At 48.2% G+C, this 24570-nt stretch carries 27 protein-coding genes and 1 pseudogene; 10 read left to right on the forward strand and 18 right to left on the reverse strand.

The window, feature by feature from the left end:
• Positions 1-123: 123 nt before the first annotated feature.
• Positions 124-1269, forward strand: coding sequence for a THUMP domain-containing class I SAM-dependent RNA methyltransferase (locus tag CZ379_RS20930; RefSeq protein WP_110933393.1), 1146 nt, complete (start codon positions 124-126; stop codon positions 1267-1269).
• A gap of 46 nt (positions 1270-1315) precedes the next feature.
• A complete protein-coding gene (locus CZ379_RS20935) occupies positions 1316-3373 on the forward strand; it encodes an LTA synthase family protein (RefSeq protein WP_110933394.1) in 2058 nt (685 codons plus the stop codon).
• Between the two features lie 77 nt (positions 3374-3450).
• Here the strand turns inward: CZ379_RS20935 and CZ379_RS20940 are convergent, their stop codons facing one another.
• From CZ379_RS20940 to CZ379_RS20960, 5 genes are all read right to left on the reverse strand, one after another.
• Positions 3451-3687, reverse strand: a complete 237-nt coding sequence (locus CZ379_RS20940; protein ID WP_110933395.1) for a YuzB family protein — start codon at positions 3685-3687, stop codon at positions 3451-3453.
• 24 nt (positions 3688-3711) lie between these two features.
• On the reverse strand, positions 3712-4014 hold the full coding sequence (locus CZ379_RS20945) for an iron-sulfur cluster assembly accessory protein (protein WP_110933396.1): 303 nt from the start codon (positions 4012-4014) through the stop codon (positions 3712-3714).
• 98 nt (positions 4015-4112) lie between these two features.
• Positions 4113-4352 (reverse strand): YkvA family protein, encoded by a 240-nt coding sequence (locus CZ379_RS20950; protein WP_110933397.1) that lies wholly within the window; start codon positions 4350-4352, stop codon positions 4113-4115.
• Positions 4353-4486: 134 nt separating this feature from the next.
• Positions 4487-5431: a M14 family metallopeptidase gene (locus CZ379_RS20955; protein ID WP_110933398.1), complete on the reverse strand. Its 945-nt coding sequence runs from the start codon at positions 5429-5431 to the stop codon at positions 4487-4489.
• Positions 5432-5457: 26 nt separating this feature from the next.
• Positions 5458-6090 (reverse strand): TraX family protein, encoded by a 633-nt coding sequence (locus CZ379_RS20960; protein ID WP_110933399.1) that lies wholly within the window; start codon positions 6088-6090, stop codon positions 5458-5460.
• A gap of 99 nt (positions 6091-6189) precedes the next feature.
• Here CZ379_RS20960 and CZ379_RS20965 point away from each other — a divergent pair, with 99 nt between their 5' ends.
• A complete protein-coding gene (locus CZ379_RS20965; protein ID WP_110933400.1) occupies positions 6190-7125 on the forward strand; it encodes a diacylglycerol/lipid kinase family protein in 936 nt (311 codons plus the stop codon).
• Positions 7126-7188: 63 nt separating this feature from the next.
• Here the strand turns inward: CZ379_RS20965 and racE are convergent, their stop codons facing one another.
• The 5 genes from racE to CZ379_RS20990 form a co-directional block, all read right to left on the reverse strand.
• Positions 7189-8004, reverse strand: a complete 816-nt coding sequence (gene racE, locus CZ379_RS20970) for a glutamate racemase (RefSeq protein WP_199925715.1) — start codon at positions 8002-8004, stop codon at positions 7189-7191.
• A gap of 179 nt (positions 8005-8183) precedes the next feature.
• Positions 8184-8684 carry a YtxH domain-containing protein gene (locus CZ379_RS20975; protein ID WP_110933401.1) on the reverse strand — a complete coding sequence of 167 codons (501 nt, stop codon included), beginning with the start codon at positions 8682-8684 and terminating at the stop codon, positions 8184-8186.
• 132 nt (positions 8685-8816) lie between these two features.
• Positions 8817-9257, reverse strand: coding sequence for a DUF86 domain-containing protein (locus CZ379_RS20980; RefSeq protein WP_110933402.1), 441 nt, complete (start codon positions 9255-9257; stop codon positions 8817-8819).
• Positions 9258-9385: 128 nt separating this feature from the next.
• On the reverse strand, positions 9386-9601 hold the full coding sequence (locus CZ379_RS20985; RefSeq protein WP_110933403.1) for a hypothetical protein: 216 nt from the start codon (positions 9599-9601) through the stop codon (positions 9386-9388).
• A 49-nt stretch (positions 9602-9650) separates the two neighbouring features.
• A complete protein-coding gene (locus CZ379_RS20990; protein WP_110933404.1) occupies positions 9651-9938 on the reverse strand; it encodes a Dabb family protein in 288 nt (95 codons plus the stop codon).
• 189 nt (positions 9939-10127) lie between these two features.
• On the opposite strand from CZ379_RS20990, the gene CZ379_RS20995 reads away from it, so the two are divergent.
• The 3 genes from CZ379_RS20995 to CZ379_RS21005 all read left to right on the forward strand — a co-directional run bounded on the left by CZ379_RS20995 (position 10128) and on the right by CZ379_RS21005 (position 12612).
• Positions 10128-10454 carry a hypothetical protein gene (locus tag CZ379_RS20995; RefSeq protein ID WP_110933405.1) on the forward strand — a complete coding sequence of 109 codons (327 nt, stop codon included), beginning with the start codon at positions 10128-10130 and terminating at the stop codon, positions 10452-10454.
• A 66-nt stretch (positions 10455-10520) separates the two neighbouring features.
• Positions 10521-11357, forward strand: a complete 837-nt coding sequence (locus CZ379_RS21000; RefSeq protein WP_110933406.1) for a patatin-like phospholipase family protein — start codon at positions 10521-10523, stop codon at positions 11355-11357.
• A 91-nt stretch (positions 11358-11448) separates the two neighbouring features.
• On the forward strand, positions 11449-12612 hold the full coding sequence (locus CZ379_RS21005) for an FAD-dependent monooxygenase (protein WP_199925716.1): 1164 nt from the start codon (positions 11449-11451) through the stop codon (positions 12610-12612).
• A gap of 14 nt (positions 12613-12626) precedes the next feature.
• On the opposite strand, the gene CZ379_RS21010 is transcribed toward CZ379_RS21005, so the two are convergent.
• Entirely contained in the window at positions 12627-13286 is a 660-nt protein-coding gene (locus CZ379_RS21010) for a DUF1266 domain-containing protein (protein ID WP_110933408.1), read from the reverse strand.
• The gene (locus tag CZ379_RS21015; protein ID WP_110933409.1) at positions 13283-15202 is read right to left on the reverse strand and encodes a J domain-containing protein; all 1920 of its coding nucleotides are present in this window, start codon (positions 15200-15202) and stop codon (positions 13283-13285) included. The genes CZ379_RS21010 and CZ379_RS21015 overlap by 4 nt, the downstream gene beginning before the upstream one ends.
• A gap of 155 nt (positions 15203-15357) precedes the next feature.
• Here CZ379_RS21015 and CZ379_RS21020 point away from each other — a divergent pair, with 155 nt between their 5' ends.
• The 3 genes from CZ379_RS21020 to CZ379_RS21030 all read left to right on the forward strand — a co-directional run bounded on the left by CZ379_RS21020 (position 15358) and on the right by CZ379_RS21030 (position 18374).
• The gene (locus CZ379_RS21020) at positions 15358-15687 is read left to right on the forward strand and encodes a winged helix-turn-helix transcriptional regulator (RefSeq protein ID WP_110934490.1); all 330 of its coding nucleotides are present in this window, start codon (positions 15358-15360) and stop codon (positions 15685-15687) included.
• A 4-nt stretch (positions 15688-15691) separates the two neighbouring features.
• Positions 15692-16618 (forward strand): DsbA family oxidoreductase, encoded by a 927-nt coding sequence (locus CZ379_RS21025; protein ID WP_110933410.1) that lies wholly within the window; start codon positions 15692-15694, stop codon positions 16616-16618.
• A gap of 64 nt (positions 16619-16682) precedes the next feature.
• Positions 16683-18374: a methyl-accepting chemotaxis protein gene (locus CZ379_RS21030; RefSeq protein ID WP_110933411.1), complete on the forward strand. Its 1692-nt coding sequence runs from the start codon at positions 16683-16685 to the stop codon at positions 18372-18374.
• 70 nt (positions 18375-18444) lie between these two features.
• On the opposite strand, the gene CZ379_RS21035 is transcribed toward CZ379_RS21030, so the two are convergent.
• The 5 genes from CZ379_RS21035 to CZ379_RS21055 form a co-directional block, all read right to left on the reverse strand.
• A complete protein-coding gene (locus CZ379_RS21035) occupies positions 18445-19239 on the reverse strand; it encodes a Nif3-like dinuclear metal center hexameric protein (RefSeq protein ID WP_110933412.1) in 795 nt (264 codons plus the stop codon).
• Between the two features lie 107 nt (positions 19240-19346).
• The gene (locus CZ379_RS21040) at positions 19347-20501 is read right to left on the reverse strand and encodes a Gfo/Idh/MocA family protein (RefSeq protein ID WP_110933413.1); all 1155 of its coding nucleotides are present in this window, start codon (positions 20499-20501) and stop codon (positions 19347-19349) included.
• Positions 20485-21648, reverse strand: a complete 1164-nt coding sequence (locus CZ379_RS21045) for a Gfo/Idh/MocA family protein (protein ID WP_110933414.1) — start codon at positions 21646-21648, stop codon at positions 20485-20487. The genes CZ379_RS21040 and CZ379_RS21045 overlap by 17 nt, the downstream gene beginning before the upstream one ends.
• A gap of 368 nt (positions 21649-22016) precedes the next feature.
• The gene (gene rbsK, locus CZ379_RS21050) at positions 22017-22934 is read right to left on the reverse strand and encodes a ribokinase (protein ID WP_110933415.1); all 918 of its coding nucleotides are present in this window, start codon (positions 22932-22934) and stop codon (positions 22017-22019) included.
• 139 nt (positions 22935-23073) lie between these two features.
• On the reverse strand, positions 23074-23673 hold the full coding sequence (locus CZ379_RS21055; RefSeq protein ID WP_110933416.1) for a DUF1697 domain-containing protein: 600 nt from the start codon (positions 23671-23673) through the stop codon (positions 23074-23076).
• 88 nt (positions 23674-23761) lie between these two features.
• Here CZ379_RS21055 and CZ379_RS26780 point away from each other — a divergent pair.
• Positions 23762-23943 (forward strand): annotated as a pseudogene (locus tag CZ379_RS26780) (cupin domain-containing protein); the annotation flags it as partial.
• A gap of 8 nt (positions 23944-23951) precedes the next feature.
• Here the strand turns inward: CZ379_RS26780 and CZ379_RS21065 are convergent.
• A complete protein-coding gene (locus tag CZ379_RS21065) occupies positions 23952-24560 on the reverse strand; it encodes a flavin reductase family protein (protein ID WP_110933417.1) in 609 nt (202 codons plus the stop codon).
• Between the last annotated feature and the right edge of the window lie 10 nt (positions 24561-24570).

A 24570-nucleotide genomic window follows, 5' to 3' on the forward strand; every position in this document is an offset into this window, starting at 1 on the left:
ATTGTAATCAGTAATTTCAATAGTCATTCACTTTAGCGGTTCGTATTCGTGACACATTCGTGGTTCACTTTCTAAAATCACCGCAACTTGTTAAAACTGATAAAACGGAGTTGATACATTCTTATGCCAGGTCCACTGCAATTAATTGCAACCTCCCCGATGGGGCTCGAAGCCGTCGTCGCCCGAGAACTGAAAGAACTAGGCTACGAAGATACAATGGTTGAGAACGGGAGAGTAAATTTCACGGGAGATCTCATCGACATTTGCCGCTGCAATTTATGGCTGCGCACATCTGACCGTGTACTGATCAAAATGGGCGAATTCTCCGCCCTTACCTTCGATGAGCTGTTTGAAGGAACAAAAGCATTGCCTTGGCAGGATTGGATCCCAGCCCATGGCGAGTTTCCAGTCGAAGGCCGCTCCCACAAGTCCCAGTTGAGCAGCGTACCCGCCTGTCAAGGTATCGTCAAAAAAGCGATTGTCGAAAAACTGAAGGAATCCTATCGCACAGAATGGTTCGAAGAGAACGGCCCGCGTTATGTTATCGAGATCAATCTTTTGAACGACAAAGCACTGCTAACCTTAGATACGACAGGACCGGCATTACATAAACGGGGCTACCGCAAGCACGCAACAGAGGCTCCACTGAAGGAGACCATGGCCGCAGCCATGATCTTGCTCAGCCGCTGGAACCAAAATCCGTCGCGACCATTCTACGATCCTTGCTGCGGATCAGGCACATTGCCTATCGAGGCAGCTTTGATCGGCTGGAATATCGCACCGGGATTACGCCGCTCCTTCAACTCCGAGGCATGGCCTGTCCTTCCAGAGGAGCTTTGGCAGCAAGCTCGTGAGGAAGCCTTCGACGCTGTCCAGGATGATATTCCGCTAAACATTGCGGGCAGCGATATCGACCCGAAGGCGATTGAGGTTGCCAAGGCTGCTGCGAAGAGCGCCGGTCTCGGCAAGGAAATTACTTTTCAGACTATACCTGCGGTACAAATACAGCCTGAAGGCGAATACGGCTGCCTGATTACGAATCCTCCATACGGCGAGAGGATCGGTGAAGAGAAGGAAGTCCGCAAGCTGATTTCCCAGCTTGGCCGGGTTGCGGCTGGACTGCCTACCTGGTCGTTCTTCGCGTTAACGCCTACCAAGCAATTCGAGCATGATTTCCATCGCAAGGCGGACAAGCGCCGCAAGCTGTATAACGGCCGAATTGAATGTCAATACCTGCAATTTCTTGGCCCCCTTCCTCCACGGCACTAATGCCGTCGGAAGGGGTTTCCCTTTGAAAGGAGCTTAATTCGTGCTAATGCAAGCAAGCCATATTTTCAAATACAGCTATAAAAAGCTGAAACAGCGGCTGCACCCCCCACTTTTACGCTTCTACCATTACGATTATGCTTTATTCACCATTGTACTGTTCATAAAGCTCCGTTATTTCCATCAAAACTTGAACGCCAACAATATTGATATGAATCGACTCGATAATATCATTGCCATCGGATCGATTATCCTTGCTTCCTTCTGGACGCTATGGCTGCATGGGCGTAAACGGTCGGTTGCCCTTTTGCTCCTGAATGTCTTGCTTACCGGTGTAATTTTTGCTGATCTGGTCTACTATCGGTATTTTCAGGATTTTCTTACGATACCGGTTCTGCTTCAAGCGGGGCAAGTCGGGGAACTGGGCGAGAGCATTTCAACCTTAATCTTGAGATCCGACCTGTGGCTGATCGCCGACTGGCTCATTGGGCTCACCGTTCTAAGCCTGATGATGATTCGCCATAAAATAAGACACCCTGAGCAAACACAAAACAGCAGAGCTGTCGAGGTAAACGGCCTAAGCCAAGAAAATATGGCAAGCCGGTTAAGCACAGCAAGCAACAATAGTGCGGCCAGCAACGCAATAAACACAAAGCGCCCGATTCGCCGCCTACTGACTGGATTGCTGGCTTTTGCCATTGGTTACAGCATGACGATGGGGCCGATCAACCACTACAAGCGCACCTGGGCCGGCGATTTATTCGTAGGCAACTGGTGGACGTTATCCCTCTATAACATTACGGGACTGCTCGGTTTCCATTATTACGATGGATACCGCTATGCCAAGGAACACTTCAGCAGTAAGCCTTCCCTCTCAGCTAAAGAGCATGAGGAAATCCAGCAATGGTTCCGCAGCGCTGCAGAGACAAGAGCAATGGATAAGGGCAACGACACCTTTAGCGTCTACGAAGGCAGCAATGTTGTCGTCGTCCAGGTGGAGGCGCTTATGAACTTTATGATCGGGAAGACGATCGGCGAGGAGGAAATTACGCCTCATTTCAACAGCCTGATGAAGGACAGCATGTACTTTGCCAACTACTATCATCAGACAGGGCAAGGACGTACCTCGGATGCCGATTTTTCCTCAAATAGCTCCTTGCACCCGCTTCCCACTGGCTCAGTCTTTGTCCGTTTTCCGAATCATAATTATGATATGCTGCCGGCAATTCTCAGCACTAACGGCTATGAGACTGGCGCTTATCATGCGTATGAAGGCAGCTTCTGGAATCGAAATGCCATGTACAGAGCGATGGGTTATGGCCATTTTTACAGCAAGAAGCATTATGTCATGGATGAAGCGCTCGGCTGGTCGCTCGGGGACAAATCCTTTTTTCGTCAATCACTTGATTTTATGACCGAAGGCAACAGACAGCCGTTCTATTCCTTTCTTATCACATTAACAAGCCATCATCCCTACCAACTGCCCGCTGCAAAACGGAAGCTCAATGTCGGGGATTTTGAAGGCACGATCTTCGGTCAGTATTTAGAGTCCGTGCATTATGCAGATGAAGCATTGGGACAATTGATTGAAGGGATGAAACAGAAAGGAATTTGGGACAATACGATTCTATATGTATACGGGGATCATGATAATTCCATCAAGGACAAGGACGCCTACGAGAAGTTTTTAGGAAAACCTCTGTCCGAACTGGACATGCACCAAATTATGAATCAAGTGCCCCTGCTTATTCATCTGCCGGATGAAGGACAAGCCGGAGTGTATCATGAACCTGCCGGGCAGTTGGATATGGCTCCCTCACTTCTGCATTTGCTAGGTATCCCAACCGAGTCATATTATATGATGGGCAACAATTTATTTGGCAGCAGCGACCGTTTTGTCGCTCTTCGTTCCGGCGCATTCACCGATGGCCGCGTGTACTATATTCCTTCGGCCGACGGTATATTCAATAACGGTCAATGCTACAGCCTGGATACAAGAAAGCCTGCGAGTTTGGAGCAATGCCGCCGAGGCAATGAGGAAGCGAAGCTGCGCCTGTCTATATCTGATCGGGTCATCCAATACAATTTGCTGCAGCAATACCGTTAAACTGCAATGGCATAGAAAAAGAGCTGTTTATCTCTCCCATAAGATAAGCAGCTCTTCTTCTATGTTCATACCTGCAATCACTTCGACTTCGGCTTCTTCACGAAAGGAGCCGCCTTGTCCAGCACCTCGTCTTCTGTCGGGGCGCTGATATAACGTCCGTTAATGTATACGAACGCCCGCTTGCCGCATGGCCCGCAGTATGATTTGCATCCGATCTTAATCTCTGCATCCGGCGCCAGCTTTTGAAGCTTGGGCAAGAGTGTCTTCATCCGTACATGATTGCATTTATCGCATACGCGAATATCATTAGCCATGGTAAATCCCTTCTTCTTTCAATGCTAGTGGTCTCCGTGATTTCCTTTGGACGGGTTCGTGATCACGAAGCCTTCCTGTGGGAAATACAAATAGTCGATCTTCACGCCTTCGAGAAGCGGTTCGTTCAAATCGATAATCACATCGATTTCTTTATCCGTAGCCACGACCTGATCATTGCCGGAAGGCTTGACCAAATCGAGTCCATAGTGTGCATGATCACCATGAGCATGAGTGATGAACACTTTGAGCGTAAGATCCTTGTTCTCTTCCTTTTCCAATTCTTTCTTTATCACTTTCGCCGCATTGCGGGTAATTTTAACGCTCATACGATCGCTCCTATCTTCTAATGACTACCTAACATTCCTATTGTAAAGAATGTCTCCTGTTCACGCAAGCACCGTCCTTCGCTAACCCATTATTATTTCTAGGTAAGCGGATGCTTACGTTCCGCCCTTGCAACGAACCAATCCATCAGCAGCATAGTTACAGCCATATCATCAATCGGAATGAACGGCAGCACATCAGGCAGTACCCAATAGGCCAAAGCAGGTACAATAAGCAGCAGCTTGTCCAGGACAGGAATTCGCGATGAAGTGAGCAGTCTCGGAACACGGCGGAATATATGTGACCAGTGCCGAAGCGACCACAGTCTTCTCCATTTCATGCTTCACCCTCCTCCCTCTGCAAATTGCTAAATTGATGGAATGATCTCGCGGAACCTAGCAGCTCTATCCATTATCAGGGGTTCAACTTATCAATTACAATACCCTATTTTAGCGGATTTAAAAATACCCGGGGTTACCCCCGGATGAACTCGGCCAGCAACGGCGCAATCTCGCTGTAAATTTGCTCGAATTGCTGTATCGGCAGTGGATTAACGCCTTCTCCCGCTTCGATCGTGTACCCGGGACGGCGAAACTCGCTGATGAACCAATCCTTATATCCTGCATCGCTGCCCGTAAGTTTTACCGCCTTATACCCGCTGACCTTGGCTAATCGCTGAGCCAATCCCTCTGAGCAGGCCGGCTCCAAATTCCGGTAATTCCAATAGATCTCGCGGCCCTGAGTATGCAGCGACGCTACCCTGCTGAAGCCGATTCGTCTTGTCAGGCGGGCAAGCGCAGCCGCTTCCGGCTCACAAAGCGGGTTCTCTCCCCCGTAATCCTGAGAGGCTGGATCAGCAATGCCCCGACGTACCCGCTCCTCCTCCCACCCTGCCGGGAATTGATCATTTAGATCAACGCCGCGGATATTTGCTTTCCAGCGGCTAAATTCCTCTTTGCCGGAATTCCATTTTATGAGCTGATCTCGAAATGGGCAATCCGGCCATATGCCATCCTGCGACAAATTCATGCCGTCCGGGTTCACCATCGGCACCGTCCATAACGTAACACCGCTCAGTGCATCGCTCAACTGCTTCCCTGCCAGGCCGCTATCACTATGATCCTTTACAACAGATACAGGCTGCTCATAAGAGGCAGCCAACTGCTCTATGAAGCGAAGCAGCAGCGGTGTTGTAATCCATTCGTTGGCATGGACAGAGGCATTTACATGAACGCACTCTGCACCATCGCCAACGACAAGCGCATCGATGGATTTGCCAAGCACGCTTTTTCCAATTTCCATACGCCTTAAGCTAGAGTAACGCTCTAATAATTGCCCGATATGGGTTATCCCGTCTTCATAACGATACCCATCATGCAGTCGCACGATCGGTTTATGGCCTGTGGTCTTCGCTGTCATTACGATTCCCCTCCTTAACAAACAAATTATTTGCCTATGAAATTGACGATCATCGCAAGTACAGCTAAATGCACCGGGTAGAACAATCTCCAGAGCCAACGAGGCATGCGCCACGACTCTAACCTTCTCCATAGATTCGGCCCATACACGATCAGCATTGTCGGAAAGATGCTAAAGAGCTGTATAACCCAACCGTAGGTAAACAGAGCAGCTAAATTTAACAAGAAATGCAACCCGACGAGCATTGGGCCAGACTTCATATAATTGAATATAAGCATGAGAAGTAGTCCATATGCCCCATATTCGAATGGAAATATCTCATATATGAAGCATGCAAGGGCAATCAACGAGAAAGAGAACCAGCCTGGTGACAGTCCATCGAGCACGCGCAGCAGAATCGCAGCTACGCACAAGGAGACGACCACATTCAGTTCATTCGTGTCAAAAACCAACTGATACGGTAGTTGTGAAACGACAGCTATACCAAACAACCGGAGTACATATTTGTTGTGAGAGGATGTATGCTGATGCCCTTGCGCCAAAGCGTATGCATATAAGGGAAATGCAATGCGACCAATGATTCTCCATAGAGGTTGATCCGGAAAGAACAGCAGTCCTACATGGTCGATCAGCATCGTTAACATGGCGAGAAACTGCATCATAATCCTCCTTCATCCAATTTTATGATGTTCTTTTGATGTAATTATGCTTACACTTGAATAGGTATAATTACCTGCATCAAGATTTGGGGGATAGCCATGTACTTGTTTGTCATCAATAAAAATTCAGGCAACGGAAGCGGGGGCCGCATTTGGACAATCATACGCAGCATACTTCATGAACGCAATATCAATTACGAACATATCGTAACGAGCAGCAGGGAGCAGGCCCATACCATGCTGAAGGAACGGCTTGTTGCAGCGATTCGCTGGCGCGCGGTCGGCGTGGTCGGTGGAGATGGAACGATTCATGGCCTCCTCCCTCTGCTTCGCGGTTCAGGCATACCTTTGGCCGTAATCCCGGCTGGCTCAGGCAACGATACAGCCCGCGGATTCAATATTCCTATCAAGCCTTTGGAAGCGCTGCGCGTCATGCTGGAAGGACAAACGATCGAAGTCGATCTTATCACCGTCCAAAATCAGGTTGCGATTACGGCGCTAGCCATCGGCTTCGACGCCAAGGTAGCGGACAACGTAAACCATAGTTGGTACAAAAAGCTATGTAACACGCTAGGAATCGGCAGGGTATCTTATCTGATCGGCATTATTCATACGCTTCTTACCTACCGCCCCGGTTCGCTTACAATAGAGTGCGACGGAATGACAGAACATTATTCCTCTGCATGGTTAACCGCAATTAACAACGTTCCCAGCTACGGCGGTGGGCTCAAAATTTGTCCGGAGGCGAATCCTAGCGACGGGCAGTTGGACATTTGCATCGTACATAACTGCAGCAGACTGAAATTGTTATTCCTTTTTCCCACGATATTGTTCGGCCGCCACGTTTCACTACCTTATGTGAAATTGCATCGCGGACGTTCCGTTACGATATACAGCTCGCAGCCCATAATCGCTTTGGGGGACGGCGAGCCGATGGGCATGGCTCCCATAACGGCTGCAGTCGATCCGGGCTCGCTGCAAATTATGAGTTCATCCCAAGCTTATGCTTATCCTCGAGCTTCAGGCGAGAAATGAGTACAAAAACAACCTTTGCCGGATAAAGACTTCCAGCAAAGGTTGTTCCTCTTATGTTCCGACTCAGGATGGAGCGGATACCTGCCAAACGATGGGAGTCAGCTCGATCTGCTCACCCAACCATTGGCGAGCGATTTTACTGAACATTTCAGAATCTCCGCTACAAAAAAATTGATGTATCGGAATTTCATTGCCACGAGCAAGTTGCCCCTTCTGATACAACACAGTGCTAATTTCCCGTGCGGTCTCGTCCGCAGAACTGATCAGCTTCACTTTAGGCCCCATAACTTCCTGAATGGAACGCTTCAAGAACGGATAATGCGTGCATCCTAGAATCAAACAATCGATCGGATGCTGCTTCATCCCCTGCAGAGATTCCTCCACGACCTGCTGTGCCTCTGGCGTCTCGAACTGCCCCTGCTCAACAAGCGGAACGAAGGCCGGGCACGCATCGCTCACTACGTCAATGACAGGGTTCAGCTCCTTCAAAGCCGAAGTATAAGCTCCGCTATTGATTGTGCCGATCGTCCCGATTACCCCAACTCTTCCCGTCTTCGTCGCGCTGATTGCCGCCCTTGCCCCAGGATGAATTACACCTATGACAGGAATGCTAACCTTCTTCTTAATATGCTCGAGTGCGGCTGCTGTTGCAGTATTACACGCGATGACAATCATTTTTGGGTCAAATTGAATCAAATAATCCACGATTTGCTCGGTAAATAAAGTGACCTCTTCCGGAGAGCGAGGGCCGTAAGGTGTACGAGCCGTATCCCCGAAATAGATGATCTTCTCTCTGGGGAGCTGTCTCATGACTTCCTTGGCCACGGTAAGACCGCCCACTCCCGAGTCTAGTATTGCGATGGCTTGCTGCACGAACATACCGCTTCCTTTTATTTGTAGTTTAGATGCTTTACGTTACATTATGACTGTTCATCATAAAATGTACTAAATAAATATTACCCTAAGTGTGAAGGCAGTGACAAGGAACGAACCAGGCAGGTTGTCCCGCTATAACTGAGAAAAAGACCCTGCAGGGTCTTTTTCAGCAGTCTATTCGACTAGGATTGAACCTTATTCTCGCCATCTTCGCCCGAAATTGCTTGCTCATCGGCTGCTTTAGTTTCCACAGTCGGAGCCTCCTCTTCGGCTCTCGCTGCCTCGCCCGTTGCGGCGGTCTCCACAAGTTCGGCCGCCTCGTCCGTTGCGGCGGTTTCCGCGAGCTCAGCCACTTCCTCCGCATCAGTCTCCAAGATGATCGCGGAAATTTGCGCTTCTTTACCGCTGACTTCGTGATCTTCTTCCCCTTTGCACTCACGCCAAGTCTGAATATCCTGGATAAGGCTTCCGGCAGTTTCTTTAACCTTTTCGGCTAAATGAACGCCTTGTTCACTGACTTTCCCGGCGATTTCTCCCGTTTTCTCACCAACCTGACGCGCACCATCGGCAATATCCTTACGGAGCTCTTTCCCCGGTTTTGGAGCGAATAGCAATGCTGTAACCGAACCGACAATCGTACCTATTGCTGCGCCCCATATCCATCCCTTGTTCCCCTTGCTCACGATACATCTCTCCTTATGCGGCCCGCCCGTACATCAGGGCTAATGCCTATATTGTTAATTCATTATAAGCAGCAGATGCTTGTTTCGACACAACCCTAGAGAAGACATTTCCCGGATATTTTACTAGCCCGATTAAATTTCAATGCCTTCTTGATCCAAATAAGCACGGACACGCTCCGCAAAAGCAGTGAGCGCTTCCTCTTGCTTAAGACGATTCAAGAGCTCTGAGGCTACGACGCGGTCGAAATCGAAATATTCCTGCACCAACGGCTTACGCAAACGAACGAGTTCTATTAAAGTAGCATGCAGCTCCGCCCCCACTACCTTCTCATCCAGCATAATATCAATAATATCCTCATAGCTGCTGGCATCTCTCATAATAAAACCGTCAATTAAATAACTGCCCACGTCAGTAACGATTTCCAGCGCCAAATGAAGCGCTCTCTCTATAGCATAACGATCCAGAAGGCTTGAATCTTGAATCTGTAAAGTGTCTGATGACTTCAAGACTTGTACGATTTCCGGCAGCATATGTAATCTGCGCTCAATTTGTTCCCGGTTGACGTAATACACGAAAGTCTCCTCCTTCAATGTACTGCGAACTTCCTTTAGTTGGCCTGATTGCCCAGATCAACCTACAGCTTGATGCCCTTTTTCTGCGGTTTCGCCGGATTCCTTGAATTACTTCGGAGCCACGGATGCTAGACTTTCTCGTTTTCCTTGATTTCCTGGTTTTCCTCAGTTTCCAGCATTTTCGCTGTTTCCGCTTTTGGCACTGCTTGCTGCTTGATCTCCTCATTTTGCTGCTTTTGCTTGCGGCGTCCCTTCAGCTTCAGCCAGATCAGCATCACTATAAATGCTACCACAGCGTAAAACATCGTATATACCGTAAACATTACATCTCCCATACCATCCATCTAGGCAAGACTCCTTCGCTCATTTCAAGAATAACTTACGGCCCGCTATTTAGAATTCAAAATCAACCGCAACTTGACTTTCTCTGGCTTCCGCCATATGCTCGATTACTTTTTGGTGAACAGGATGCACTTGGTAGCCTTCCAAATCCGCTAAGGAATCAAATGTAGTTACAAGTGCAATATCATACGAACGCGGCGACTTTACAACATCCACTCCAACCTCAATACTGCGAAGCTGCTCAATCTTTCCTTCCATATTGCGCAGAACGCTAGCCGTTCTCTCAATACTCTCCGGGGATGAATCCTTCAGTTTAAACAGTACAATATGCTTAATCATGACATGCTCTCTCCTTAAAATAAATAATTACTCTCAAAATATATCATACCGCATATTCAACGAAAAGCGTGCAATTGCAGCAATGCATTAAACCAACTTTCTTGCACAGCAGCACACTTGTCCAAACTCTATGAATATATCGAACATACCATATATTACGAATCTTATAAAACAACAGGGGGGATTTACATGGGCATCTTGAGCAATCTGTTCAAAAAGCCGAAGCTTAAGCTTCGTTTGCTCCAAGCTTCATTGGAGCTCCTGGAGCTGCGGGTCGACCATTTAGAAAGCCTGCTTGCTTCAGCTACATTCCCCGACTCCGAAACGACGGAACGACTCGGCAAATTCGTCGGCCAGCACCTTTCCATTCAGACGAACACCATAAGGATTCCGGGACAGCTAGTCGCCGTGCATAGCGATAACTTCGAAATCCGCGATACAAGCGGAAGACTAGTCTTCGTTCCAGCCACAAAAATAATATCCGTTACGTTTGATAATAAACAGCTGCGACATTAAACTATAGGTACGCGTGTTTATTAATGCTATTTCAGTCTAAAAGTTCCTAATATGAGGTGAATTGAATTGCCAAGCTTAATATTAGAAGGAGGAACCCTCCGCCCTATTTTTAGCGCGGGCGTGATGGATGCGTTGCTGGACGAGCAAATCATGTTCCCCTACTGCATTGGTGTGTCCGCGGGCATCAGCAATGGATTTTCTTATATCTCCCGGCAGAAGCGAAGAAATCTGGATATCGTGGAGCAATACCGCAACGATCCCCGGTACATTGGATATCGGAATTTCATCCGTCATCGCAGCCTGTTCGGCCTTGATTTTATTTTTGGTGAAATCCCGGGACAGCTTATCCCGTTCGATATGGAGACATTTCAGAGTTATACGGGCAAGCTGCTAGTTGGCGTTACCAATGCTGAAACAGGCCAACCCGAATATGTCGACGGCCTGCAAATCGACGAAGCGATGACGATGCTCCGGGCGACCTGCGCCATCCCTATGTTCTTCCCTGCCATTGAGATGAATGGCTCCAAATATTATGACGGAGGATTGATCGATCCCATTCCGATCCACAAGGCAGTAGCGGATGGCAACGATAAGCATTTGATCATTCTAACCCAGCCTAAAGGCTATGTAAAAACGTACAGCAAACAAAATAGCGTGGTCGCTAAGCTGCTAAGGCGGAAATATCCGCTGCTAGAGGAAATATTGCTTACGCGGCACGAGAAATATAATGATACGGTCGCTTACTGCGAAGAATTAGAGAAAGAAGGACAGGCAATCATTATTCGTCCGAAGATGCCTTTGGACAGCTTTGAGAAAAATATCAACAAACTGCGCGATACATGCCAGCACGGGTATGATATGGCGACGGAGCATATGAAAGACATTCACAGTCTGTTCCATTAACCGCTGGAGGAACTTTCTATTATTGCTTTGCATGTACGTGAGCTTCCAGCAGCATTCGTCTATTAAATATAGGGAAAGGCGGCTGTTTAACTTGAAAGCAATCATCGTTGGAGCAGGTATTGGCGGGTTATGCGCGTCGATTGCGCTGCGCAAGGTCGGCGTGCATACTGTCCTTTTTGACAGACGGACAGAGGTTCATCTTGGCGGCGCCGGGCTCGGCCTCGGGGCTAATGCTGTACGCGCGCTACAGATGCTCGGGGCAGGCGAAGAACTATTCCGCTCGGGTAAGACGATGAGCAGCATTCAAATCATGACGGAGCAGGGGAAAGTTCTAAGCACAACGCATACCGCAGCAATTAGCCATAAATATGGCCCGGATAATGTGAATATCGACCGGGCCAAGCTGCTGGACATTTTACTTCGCGCGGCTGGAGATGAGCATCGCATCCACACGAGGAAAGAATGCGTAGGCTTTGAACAGCATGCGAAAGGCGTGAGAGTATGGTTCAAAGACGGAAGCTTCGCGGAGGGCGATCTGCTAATTGCTGCCGATGGACTACGTTCAATCATTCGCAGAAAGCTGCTCCCGCGAACGGAACCGCAGTACGCAGGCTATACCTGCTGGCGCGCAGTCGTGCCCGTGAACCCTTCCATGGCGTCGTTCAACCCCAATATATTTACAGAGACTTGGGGAAGGGGAGGACGACTGGGTCTGGTTCCATTGGCCAATGATTGGATTTATTGGTTCGCATGCTTAAACGCGCTGGAAAGCGATCCACGGTTTGCGGAATATACAGCCGGTGACCTTGCCCGGCACTTCCAGCATTATCATGAGCCCATCCCTCAAGTGCTCTCCGCCTCCCGGGAAGGGACTCTCCTTCACCATGACATTATGTTCCTGCCTCCAATTCGCCGCTATGCCTTTGGAAGAGTCGTACTGCTTGGAGACGCAGCGCATGCTACGACGCCGAATATGGGCCAGGGCGCCGGGCAAGCGATTGAGGATGCGATAATCCTAGCTGGAAATCTCAAGCGGTCGCAGGACGTAGTAGCAGCTCTGGAACGTTACAGTAAGCAACGCGTTAAGCGAACATCTTCTATTACCCGAATGTCGGGACGGGTTGGAAAAGTAGCCCAGTTGGATCAGCCAACCGCCGTATCGCTTCGAAATGCACTCATGCCGCTGCTGCCTGACGCGATTATTGCATGGCAAATGAAATACTTGTATCGTATTCGCCTTGAAGGCTTGATATAGTGACCCGCTTTTTTCTAAAGTCGGGTATGCCATCCTACGAATTTCTTAGCACTGAGCCTCCGAGCCAGCAATCGGGTGTACATGTATTGGTTATAAGTGCTGTACGGCATAATATCCGCGCTCTTTTTCGGAGCCAAATAATACATTCCGGCGATACAAGCAAGATTATAATCATCCCAACTTGCATATTGGCGCTGAGCAATTCGGGCGATCTCCCGGGAAAAGACTCTGGCTTCCCTCCACGCTAAATAACCTAATCTGACACCGGATTGGGCCAATGCCAGATAAAGCGCGTAGTCGTAAGCAGCAATTCCCCCCGCACCTAAGTATGGCATGATCTTGTCAACGCGCATCAGCTTTCTTTTTTGCTCATCCGCTTCGGGCAAGCTGGCGATGTATTCGCTTCGCTCCATCATTGCCATGGCGGATAGGCCATTTTTCAAACGATTGTATTCCAAGCGATATCCCTCGTATAAGAGCCACTTCAGCTTCTTGTTGCAAGAATGGGAATCCTTTATCCGGTGGCGACGATATATCCAGTTATCAAGCGCATCTCGCGAGGTCACTCCGAGTAAATTCAAGCTTCTAATGCTCGGATCATGTAATGGATCGTCCACAAAAAGGGCGTCTGTCATCGCACTATAATAAATTCTTCTTTTCGCTATTCCTATCATGGGTTATTCCTTTCTTTAAAAGCATCCTGTAACGTTCTTTTCTGCTCTTTTTGCAAACGTATAAACCAGATGAGGAAGAACAGCACGAATGCAAAAGCAAATACATTCATTTCTGTAATGAAAGATCGCTTATACTGCGGCCCCTCTTCAATATATTTAGAGTAGTAGCTCTCGGGCTTCTCCCTTTCCGAAGGAAGCCACTGCAATGCCTGAAATGCAGCAGATTCAACATCCGTAGAAGCTAGCTTATGGAAATATCCAGAGATGGCCACGGAGTACTCTTTTTCCTTTGCAGCATCTCCAAGCCATTTTTTTGATAAAAATATAACGTTCTGCTGCTTAAAGCTGCCTACATAAACATAGCTCTTTGCAAAGCCGTAATCCCTCAAATTCTTCTCAGCAAAAGTTCTTTCCTGAATTACAACCTTAGGATTTCGCGTGTCCGCTTCAAGCTCATATTGTCCTAAATTTAGATCCTTAACATCCGTCAAAGATAAGGTTACATAGCTCCCCTTCTTAGCGTTGTACAACTCATTCAGATTCGTGATGTTGATCGTTCCCCTGCTCCTTGTAGCTGTACCGTCCACCACGGAATAGACGAACCACCCTATGCTCATTAACAAAGCTGTAAATACGCATAGTAGCCGCCAGAAGAGCCTGCGATTTCTAACAAGCTGTCGTCTCTCGGCTTGCCTTCCTTGGCTGTGCAGCACCTTTACATATTCGGGATGCACAATTGCCAAGCCATTAAGCGCCTGGATCGCTTCCAGCGAGCCGGGTTCTGCTTCCCCAATCACTTCAAGAAAGCCATCTTTGGCTCTGTCGCCCTGGCCAAGCTTCAGCCAGCAATGACAAAGCAGCAGCCTCGCTTCGACAAGGCGAGGAACACAGGTTAGCAGCGCCTGAAGCTCCTCTGCCGCTTCGGCATACTCTCCTTGCTGAAATTTCATGCGTGCCAGCTGGAAATAACCGTCCATCTCTTCAGGCACCACTTGGATTAATTTGTCATAGGCCTCTAATGCTTGCGCATCGTTCCCCACTCGCGCATAATACTCTCCCATCAAACGCAGAAGATCGGGATCATCAGCAAATATTGCATAGGCTTGTTCGAGGAACGAGCCCGCTTCGTACAAATTGTTTGCCATCAATGCTTGATAGCCCTTATATCGAAGCCTTAAAAACTGTTCGACATTTTTATCGCAGGCATTCAATAAAAATTCATAACGCAGACCAGGTTCATCCAGCTGCTTGACGTAATATTGTGCAAAAGAATGAGCTCCCTCGTGTTCATACCCATTCCATCGTTCGCCTAGATCAAATCTCCAACCAAAGAAGCCCTCAAGCAGCTTCCATATCTCCTTTGGAAGAAAAGGGCGGCCTTCCAGCACTACGAGCAATCGTTCACTGATCTCTTCTATGTTGTAAATATTCCAAGTCACCTTCGAATTCAGCAACCCGACCCAGTCTTCGCTTGAAATTCTTGAAGGATAATGATCATATAAGGCGATCGCTCGCTCTATAAATTCATCGATTTTCTGGCTGCCTTCTGCCCATTCATCGAAGTCATGATCCAAAGAGGCCATATCCAGCGCGATGGGCAGTCTAGGTGGAATAAATACAGTTCGCTCAGGCTCGTCTGTATGTTGGCTCTCTGCTTGTTCAATCTGTCCTTCCTGTCGATCTTGCTGATCCTGTTCTATGTAGTTTAGTTCATTGAAACTTTGCTCCATTTCATTTCGCTGCTTGGCTATCTTTAATGCCCGATCATACGCCTCGCGAAGTTCCTGATAACCCGCCGGATCATCTTCAGGGTGATATACCTGAAGCTGCTTTTTATAGGCGCGTTTGATTTGTTTGATATCATTTGTAGGCTCGATGCCAAGCCACTGCCAAATGGTCATATAGGGTTCAGCCATACTGTACTCTCCATTAAAAATGTAATTTTTTCGAATATCCCCCTATTTTTATCGGAAGCTGAGAAATTTTCATTAATCATCTTGTATATATTTTATACTTGCTATACTTTTTATATTAAGTATAATTATTATATAAAGTTATGGAGGTGATATCCATTCAAATTTGCCCATACTTAGAGTATTCCTTCAGCATCCTCGGAAAGAAATGGAACGGATTAATCCTTCACTATCTCTCCCTCTGCGAGAATGGTTCTGCCCATTTCTCAGATATTAAGCGGGATCTGACTGACATAACATCAAGGGCATTGTCCTTGAAGCTGACCGAGCTCATCGATTACGGATTAATTGAAAAAAAGGTAACGGCGGAGCCCGCAGTCACCATTTCGTATGATTTGACTGATAAGGGTCATTCCTTAACAGCAGCACTCGTGCCTATCCAAAAATGGGCTCAGCAGTATGAAAATCCATCTAGAAAAGAGGAATAGAACGATGACAAACCAGAATATGATATGTGATTTACAAACAGGCGTATGCGGAGAAGTGAACGAAGACGGGATACAGGTTATCAATTTGAATGGGCCTGAGAAAAAGATTCGTCTCTATTACGTTACCGATCCGATTTGCTCCCATTGCTGGGCGCTTGAACCGGTACTGCGCCGTTTTGAGGCTCAGTACGGACGCTATTTCCAGTTCCAGACGGTTATGGGAGGTTTACTGGAGAGCTGGAACGGATTTGCCGACGTAAAGAACGGAATTAACAGCCCGGCAGATGTAGCCGGTCACTGGCGCGAAGTAGGAGCGCATTCCCGCATGCCGATCGATGGTACGCTATGGCTGGATAATCCTGTACGATCCTCCTTTATTCCTTCTCGTGTGTATAAAGTCATTCAGCAGCAGGATGAGCAGCTGGCGAACACGTTTTTACGCAGAGCTAGAGAAGCGGTATTTGCCTTTAACAAAAATATTGGAGAAGACGAAGTACTAATCGACATCGTGAATCAAATCGGTTTAGACGGTGCCTCCGTCGTAGAGCAAGCTGGGATGCCCGCTGCACAAAGCCTATTGGAGCAGGACTTCGAGCTGTCCCGTTCGCTTGGAGTACGGGGTTTTCCAACGATCATCATGGTCAATCAAGACAATAAAGGTGTGAAAATCGTCGGTGCAAGATCTTTAGCCGATTATGCGAACGCGCTGGAACAAGTATTGGAGGCAGGGACTCCACAAGCAGGCGCCCTTCCGGAAATGGCAGGCCTCCTGCAGAGGGAGCAGCATTTATTCTCTAAGGAGATTGAGGTTATGTATGATTTGCAGCCGCATGAGGTTAACGACTTTCTGGAAAAGTCGCTCTCATCTAGCGATTATACGCTATCAAAAATTATGGGCGAAACGTTTGTAGTGTCAAATTTATCCACTTAAGAATCGCATGCTTTATGTCGATAAATAAAGAAAAAATATCGATTCGATTCATAGGGGGAACAGTATGAGATCAGTCAAGGTAAAGCTTATCGGGTCGTTTGTCATTGTATTATTGTTTGTTGGCGTTATAGCATTAACGGGACTATTCCAGATTGGGAGAATGAGCGATTTTTCAAAAGAGCTTGCCCAGCGATGGATGTACGGGACTGCCATAGTAGACAAGATCAACTTGAATATCGAGCAATTTATGAATAATTATAATCAAACATTAACTGCGAAGGATCCGGAAAAGTTACAACAGCTTAACACGGCGATTGATTCTCTGTTACTCGAAATTGACGAAGGTATCATAAACTATGAAAGCACACTCCAAACCAATGAAGACAAGAGCTTGTATGGAGAGCTTGCAGATGCCTGGAGCAGATTCAGAGCTGGAATGGAGAAATTAAACAGCAACCAACTCAGTGCGGACGAGAAATCAATCACCACTGAAGAGGTTACGAAGGCGTTTGAGGAAATCAAGTCTTCCATTGCACAAATCAATGAAATTAATCAAACTGCAATCGAGCAAACCAATCAGCGTATAGATGAGCTATTTATTACAACCTCATCCATTGTATTTTATCTCGGAATTGGCATTCTAGCTGTGGTTGTGGTACTTGCTTGGCTGCTTGTCCGCAACTTAACAAGACCCCTGATCGCCACTACCGCAACGATGAACCGCATTGCCGCCGGCGATCTGGCCGTTGAGAAGCTGACCGTGAACCGTAAGGATGAGTACGGAACAATGATGGAAGCCGTCAACCGAACCATCGTTAACTTGCAGCTGTCTGTCAAGCAAATGCAGGACACCTCCAATGCCGTAGCCGGCGCTTCTACGCAATTGTTCGCCAGCTCGGAGCAGAACTCGGAAGCGGCGCGCCAGGTAGCGGACATGATCCAACAGGTGGCTACCGGCTCCGATGATCAAGCTACGACAGCGATGGAATGCGGAAGAGTCGTTGATGAAATGGCGGAAGGCGTTCAGCGTATTGCCGAGTCGGCCGGAGAAGTGTCGGAACTATCGCAACATGCCGCAATGCAAGCACGTGTTGGAGCAGATAAAATCGTAGAAGTCTCCGGCAATATGAAAAAGCTGAGCGTAACGGTTGAAGAAGCCAGCCATACCATTCAAAAGCTGGAGCAGCAATCACAGCAAATTAGCGAGATTTCATCACTCATTAGTCAAATTGCCGCCCAGACGAATTTGCTGGCCCTCAATGCGAATATCGAGGCTGCCCGAGCCGGGGAGCATGGCCGCGGATTTGCAGTCGTAGCAGGAGAAATCCGTAAATTGGCTGGTCAAAGCGATGAGTCCTCCCAAAATATTAGCGAGCTGATCGAGACGATTCAGCAGGATATGCTGCTTGCCGTTTCTTCTATGAGCCGCAGTCTGGAAGATGTTCACGAAGGAGTGGGCACTGTAGCTCAAGCAGAGCAAGCATTTAAAGAAATTGCCACATCCACGGGGGATGTTTCCCTAAGGGTTCAGGAGACAGCTGCCGCAACCGAGCAGCTTTCGGCTTCAACGGAAGAAGTTGCCGCATCGATCGCCAATATGGGCCAAATCGCTAAGCGAACGGCTGAGATGTCGCAGCAGGTAGCAGCCTCAACGGAGGAACAACTGGCATCCAGTGAAGAGATTACGAGTTCCTCCGAGTCCTTGTCGGCTACTTCCGTAGAATTGAATAACCTAGTCAATAAATTTACGCTGTAATGCAAAAAAGCCGACTGCTGCGAGAAACTCTCACAGCAGTCGGCCTTTTTCGGAAACTTATTGCTATAAATTATACGATTTGAAATAGTGACGGCTCCTCCAAGTTATAAACGGGAACCGAATGAAATGATGCTTGCAGTTGCTTCGCCAATGCTCTCATTCCCGGGGCTTCGCTTTCTGCATGACCAAGTACGATGAGAGCCGTCTGCCTTCCCTGCTGAACAGCATCTCTAACATACTCCGGCGTTTCCCACTCCGGGCCTTCCCCAATTATGACCAAATCGAGATGCTCTGCCGTGAATAAAGGAATCACATTAGCGCCTCCGCCCCGGTAACCGACCAATATGCCCGCTCGCTTGCAACTCATCGACATGTCGCCGACAACGCGCACATAGGGAATCCGCAACTTGCGCTTCATATAATCCGCAATCTCTTCTACAGTCATCTCAGGTAAATCAACTATTGTCGAAGTCGGGTGAACACGCTCGATGCAATCTTCCCATTCCAAAGCCTGAACCAGACCAGCCGTGATCCCATCCGGATTATATTTGTGAATGTAATCATGCAGCCGAAAAATGGCAATGCCCGACGCTTCCAGTAATCTTCGCTTCTGCAAATATACCGGGTCGCCCTCCAGCATATCTGTATTATGATGATGACTATAGCTGCTGCCCTCGTGAGCGATTAATAAATTGATTCCCAGATCGGCAGCACGCTGGGCAACATGGTATGTCGGCATAAAGGTGACGCCGATTCCGGCAACCAGTGTGTCGGGATTTCCAAATTCCAGTCGATCCACGGTATTTTCCAAAGAGCCGATTGGAGCGGTTAAATGATCCAATATTTGCTGTATCGTTATCGTCATGGTTATTGCCCTCTCTATACGTTGCTAATCAGATCTCATACTAAATTATAGCATGCGGCCCCATCATATAAAGATATCACGCGTTCTATAACGGTTGACCCGTCATCCTAACTCCCTTCCGCCCAACGCTGCTTTGTTGCTGTAATCGTCTCGCCAGTGAGAATTGCCTTCTCGATCATCATGCCAAGATAGTGATCCTGAGAAGCTTCTGCAAGGCTATAGAATCCTGGACCGCCATGAATATATTCAGCCATGCGCTGCAGACATCGCGCGATCGCAATTTCATCATCATACAGTCGTGCGGGGGCAAACGGATTGTCGTAGAGCCAATGTTCACCGCAAACGATCCCTTTCAGAAAATACCCCTCCTGATTTTCAAGCTCGCCTTTGTTGATACGCTTCAGTTCCAATTGCAGCGGAACGGTCGTTTCCTGCTGAATCAAGACGCGGTCGTCGAAAATTTCTCCCCGCTCCCCCCTGACCGAGAGGTGATTCGACCGAATCCAAGAGCGATGCTGATCTCGCGTAAAGTCGTAAATCCCCAACTGATCGCCAAAATCGAGCCACGCTAAATCTCTTTGTGAAGCAACCATTTTATCTTCCGTTGGCGGCCCTTGACGCGTTGGGCCTTGCACCCATTCGGATGTAAAACGCATGCCTTTAATTTTCACTTCCTCGTAAGTAATGCCAAGCATTTTTCGGATCAGACTGACGCCATGGTATAGATGAGAGATCGAAACGGTAGTTTCCGTAATTCTCCCGAGCCGCCCAGAATTAATAAGGGCTAACCGCGCTTCTTGAATGGGGTGAAACTGATATTGCTCAGCTACCTGAATGCGAGCGCCAGCGGCCGTTAATTGATCATGCAGCATTTCAAGTCCCTCTAGATTCGGTGCAGGCGGGGTCTCCATCAACGCAGGTATTCCTGCGTCAGCCAGCTTGATTAAATAAGCCATGCCCTCTGCTCCGCTGACTGAAACGACGATGAAGTCAGGATGCTCGTTCTGCAGCAACTGCTCAAGGGAACGATAAGTCATCGTGCCCCACTGCGCCTCCACCGCTCTAGCCTTGGATTCATTCCTCACCACCATGCCGCTAACCTGAAACTGCTCGGGCATAGCCTGAGCAATTCGCAAATAATATTGCGCGCGGAAGCCCGCTCCGCCAATAATGCCAAACTTCACCGGTTTTACGGCATGCTTCGAGTCCAGTACATTTTCTGCATTGATCTCATGTTCCTGATTCTTAAAGTGAATGTCCATTGCCGCCTCCAGAGTTTTGATCGTTCATTTGCCCCATTGTTGGCCTCGGCTTAGTATGGAAACGCGGAGCATTGGCCAAGATGCCTTCCCTCGTATAAAACGGACTGTCTTTCGTTAACGGAAGGCTCACGGCCCTCTTGGTGATAGACGCTTCGTAAATCGCCGTAATGAGTTCCAACACCCTTCTCCCTTCCTGTCCGTCGATAAGCACCTGTAGCGATTGATTCTCGATGGCTGTCAAAATGTCGTCAATTTGTCCAGCAAAACCGCTGTACTGTAGTGTTTCGATACTTTCGTAATACTGTTCAATCTCCTTCTCCAATTCCGTATTCGGCTTCGGAAATCCATTCTCCAACTGAGAGGAGGCGCATACCTTCCACGGGGCTGAAATCCGTGCACGCTCTCCCTGAAAGACCATCTGCCGCTCCTGACCATGATGTATGACCGAGCTCGCAATTTGCGCAAGACTCCCATTCGGATAAGAAAGGATCGCAATGGAAATGTCCTCAACTTCCGAATTGCGATGCGAGGTGTTGCTGATTACGGCTTGCACGCTTTGCGGCATGCCCATCATCCATTGCAGCATGTCCAGATGATGAACGCCATGATTAAGCGTGCAGCCGCCTCCCTCGCTTTCCCAGGTTCCCCTCCACCAGAGATCGTAGTAGTTTTCACCACGCCACCAGTAGGAATCCACCTGCGCATGAACGATTTTTCCTAATAGACCCGAATCCAGCGTATGCTTAAGCTTCCAATGGGGATCCAGAAAGCGGTTCTGACCCACCACCGATAGAAGAGTCCTGGATTCTGCAGCTGCCTCCAGCATTTGATCGCATTCCTCCAATGACATTGCCATCGGTTTTTCTACAATCACATGTTTGCCCGATCGCAGAAAATCGCTTGCCATCCGGGCATGCAATTGAGGAGGTGTGCAAATCGAAACCAGATCGACTTGCTCATTGTCAAGCAGCTCTGTGTAATCCTGCACAATCAGACAATCCAGCTGGAATTCGTCTCTGAAGCGGATTGCTTTTTCAATATTATGATTAACTAGGGCAACCACCTTGCAGCGCTCCGAAAAAGACAAATAAGCCTTTGCGTGGGATCGTGCTATAGAACCCGTTCCGATGATCGCTATGGAAATTATGACGAATCACTCCTTGATGGATTGTGTAAGGATAGCGCTTCCATGCCTTTGCATACAAACATTCTGTTTGCTACAGCAATATGCCTTGCTGTATCTATTCTATACTACCAATTCAATGGAGATGTTGACATACGGGTAATGCACAATTTATTATCAAATCCTCTAAAATTTAAAGGCGCTAAACGGTAAGCAAACTGGAGTTGCAACCTTATAGGATGCAGCCCTCGCAGTCCTCTGCTTGTTTAGCGCCGTGGCGGGCATTGGTTCAGTGAGCATTGGTTTTCTGGTGTGCAGCGAAAATGGCAATAGGATGACTTCAATTCCAGTTAGGGGATCTAGTAAACAACTGTTTCTCACAAATTCAATCGCTACACCAGAGCGTCAACCTCGCTCCGATCCGGTATGGATGTCTGTGCTCCTGACTTCGTGACTACGATAGAAGACACTTTTGTTGCAAATCCGATGGCGGCTTCAACGCTCTTGCCCTCGGACAAGCCTACGGCAAAAGCTGCAACAAACGAGTCGCCGGCTGCCGTTGTATCCACGGCTTTAACCGTCCGGGCCGGGACATGTACGGCACCATTCGCGCTCACATAGAGAGATCCATTACTGCCAAGCGTAACGATCAGATTGCTTACACCTTTGGAGAGCAATATTTTTGCCGCCTCTTCTGCCGCTGCTATGGAATCGACGGGCTGCCCGCTCAGCTTCTGCAGCTCGGTCTCGTTGGGAATTAAATAATCCAGTTTGCCAAGCACGTCATCAGGAATCGAATCCGGTGCCGGCGCCGGATTTAATATAACGGTTTTATTATGCTTGCTCGCCAATTCAACAGCCTTGTAAACCGCCTCATAAGGAATTTCCATTTGTAAAATAACGATGTCTGTATCCTTGACTAAATCCTCATGAGCCAAAATGTAGTCTTTGTTGCAAAGATCATTTGCCCCTGCCAGCACGACAATACTGTTGTCTCCTTCATCATTCACTTGAATGACGGCAAGCCCGGAAGATGCCTCTGATACAAGGTCGATGTGATCTGTATGTACGCCTGCCTGGTTCAGGTTATCGATGAGCGGATCTCCGAATTCATCTCCGCCGACCTTGCCCAGCATATAGACGTCAGCCCCTAGTTTTGCGGCGGTCACCGCTTGGTTCGCCCCTTTGCCGCCGGGAATCCGCTGAACAGAGCTGCCAAGCAAAGTTTCACCGACCTGCGGAATGTACGGAACCCGCAGCACCAAGTCCATATTAATGCTACCTATTACTAAAATTTTGCATGCTGCCATAACTCACACCCCTCAATTGCAGTACCTGGATATATACTTACCTATATCCAAAACTAATCCTACTTTATCTTAATATTCTCTCCAATACCAGTTGATCGAACCGTACATTCTCACATTCGGAAGGAATGAAGAGGAACTCCTACTGGGCCGGCAAGTTCAGTTCTATGGACTGATAATGTTGTTCCATTTCATTTGCGAGATGAATAAGCTTGTTCAACGTTTTAAAGTTTCGTACCGTTGCGGGAACGCCTAGTTTATCCAGTCTGCCGGACAGCTTTGAATTCCGTGTACTGTTGCCGTAGAGCAGATAGATTTCCTTGCCCTGTATCACGTATTGATCTTCGCCAAAATCGGTGGCTTGGAGCTTATCCACCTCTTCGGCAGGCAACTCCTCCCGCAAAATTGAGACGTACAGGCTTTCTCTCGTGGATGATTCCGCCGCTTTGGCGAGTTCCTCCGCAGTAAAAGGACAGCCCACTGCAATGTCTCGCAGTTCCGCGGCAGTTCTAAGTATAACGCTAACTGAGATTCCGAAGGCCGATTCAATCCCCTGCTCAATCCGTTTACGCAATGCGGATTCCTCTTCGCCGCTCGATTTAAACAAAACGTTCCCGCTCTGAATGTAGGTTTGTACCCGTACAAGGCCTAGCTCCTCTTCAAATACGCGTCTAAGCTCGGCCATTTTAATAATATTCTTGCCTCCCACGTTTATCCCTCGCAGCAGGGCAATATATATCATGCTCCATCACCACCTTGTCCCATTTTTAATTAAATTATAGCATAGGGAATTTCCTTCAATAAACTTGAATGTTATTATCAGTCTCAAAGTGCGCGAGCTCCATTGGAATCCCAATGCCGATGAATGGAAGTATTACCTTATGAGACAGGGGCGAATGACCGTATTTGCCGGAAAAGGAATCGCCCGCCCCTCGTGTACAGGGCGGGCGATGTCGGCTACGTTCCGTTTGCTTATGGCCACTATATTCCAAAATACCGGTCTAGCGCCCTTTTGTCTACCTACGGCCGCTCAATTTCGAACTGCTTGCCGAGAGCAGCATAGGAGCTGCCAGCGAGGCGGCTGACCGGGTTCAGCTTCAGGGGATCGATACGGCCCTGATTATAAATTTCCTCGTCCACGATAAAGCGCACGACCCGGGCAATGAGCAAATCCGTGGTCGGCGCCTCCTCCGTCCCGCCCAACGCTACGGATCTATCGAGCACACATTCCATCCGCATCTTCGCCTCCCGGATTCCGGGAACGGCAACGAGCTCGCTGTCAATTGGCGATAACCGGGTTAAGGAAATTTCACTTTCCTCCGGCGGCAGATTCGCCGCGGTCTCATTGACGGCGGAAACCATGCTTTCATCGACGATATGAACTACCAGTTCCCCGCGATCCATCGCATTTCTGGCTGTGTCCTTCGTCACTCCATTCTTGCGCTGCACTGCTATGGATAACATCGGCGGCGAGCTCGATACGATCGAAAAATAACTGAATGGCGCAGCGTTAAGCACACCTCTCTCGGACAAGGTCGTCACGAAAGCGATAGGCCTCGGAATGATGCTGCCGATCAGCAGCTTGTAATTATCCCGCTCACTTTGCGCTGACGGATCAATAGATATCACGATGCTTCCG

It is taken from the genome of Paenibacillus bouchesdurhonensis (assembly GCF_900155685.1).
GTDB lineage: Bacteria > Bacillota > Bacilli > Paenibacillales > Paenibacillaceae > Fontibacillus > Fontibacillus bouchesdurhonensis.

Coding starts and splice junctions, on each gene's coding strand:
- CZ379_RS21035 (WP_110933412.1), bottom strand. CDS start 19,239: ATGACGATAACGATACAGCAAATATTGGATCATTTAACCGCTCCAATC.
- racE (WP_199925715.1), bottom strand. CDS start 8,004: ATGTTCGTGCAGCAAGCCATCGCAATACTAGACTCGGGAGTGGGCGGT.
- CZ379_RS20990 (WP_110933404.1), bottom strand. CDS start 9,938: ATGATTAAGCATATTGTACTGTTTAAACTGAAGGATTCATCCCCGGAG.
- CZ379_RS21010 (WP_110933408.1), bottom strand. CDS start 13,286: ATGATAGGAATAGCGAAAAGAAGAATTTATTATAGTGCGATGACAGAC.
- CZ379_RS20950 (WP_110933397.1), bottom strand. CDS start 4,352: ATGAAATGGAGAAGACTGTGGTCGCTTCGGCACTGGTCACATATATTC.
- CZ379_RS20960 (WP_110933399.1), bottom strand. CDS start 6,090: ATGCAGTTTCTCGCCATGTTAACGATGCTGATCGACCATGTAGGACTG.
- CZ379_RS20940 (WP_110933395.1), bottom strand. CDS start 3,687: ATGGCTAATGATATTCGCGTATGCGATAAATGCAATCATGTACGGATG.
- CZ379_RS21055 (WP_110933416.1), bottom strand. CDS start 23,673: ATGATATATATTGCCCTGCTGCGAGGGATAAACGTGGGAGGCAAGAAT.
- CZ379_RS21015 (WP_110933409.1), bottom strand. CDS start 15,202: ATGGCTGAACCCTATATGACCATTTGGCAGTGGCTTGGCATCGAGCCT.
- CZ379_RS21030 (WP_110933411.1), top strand. CDS start 16,683: ATGAGATCAGTCAAGGTAAAGCTTATCGGGTCGTTTGTCATTGTATTA.
- CZ379_RS20995 (WP_110933405.1), top strand. CDS start 10,128: ATGGGCATCTTGAGCAATCTGTTCAAAAAGCCGAAGCTTAAGCTTCGT.
- CZ379_RS20935 (WP_110933394.1), top strand. CDS start 1,316: ATGCAAGCAAGCCATATTTTCAAATACAGCTATAAAAAGCTGAAACAG.
- CZ379_RS20945 (WP_110933396.1), bottom strand. CDS start 4,014: ATGAGCGTTAAAATTACCCGCAATGCGGCGAAAGTGATAAAGAAAGAA.
- CZ379_RS20955 (WP_110933398.1), bottom strand. CDS start 5,431: ATGACAGCGAAGACCACAGGCCATAAACCGATCGTGCGACTGCATGAT.
- CZ379_RS20930 (WP_110933393.1), top strand. CDS start 124: ATGCCAGGTCCACTGCAATTAATTGCAACCTCCCCGATGGGGCTCGAA.
- CZ379_RS21040 (WP_110933413.1), bottom strand. CDS start 20,501: ATGGACATTCACTTTAAGAATCAGGAACATGAGATCAATGCAGAAAAT.
- CZ379_RS20985 (WP_110933403.1), bottom strand. CDS start 9,601: ATGGATGGTATGGGAGATGTAATGTTTACGGTATATACGATGTTTTAC.
- rbsK (WP_110933415.1), bottom strand. CDS start 22,934: ATGGCAGCATGCAAAATTTTAGTAATAGGTAGCATTAATATGGACTTG.
- CZ379_RS20965 (WP_110933400.1), top strand. CDS start 6,190: ATGTACTTGTTTGTCATCAATAAAAATTCAGGCAACGGAAGCGGGGGC.
- CZ379_RS21025 (WP_110933410.1), top strand. CDS start 15,692: ATGACAAACCAGAATATGATATGTGATTTACAAACAGGCGTATGCGGA.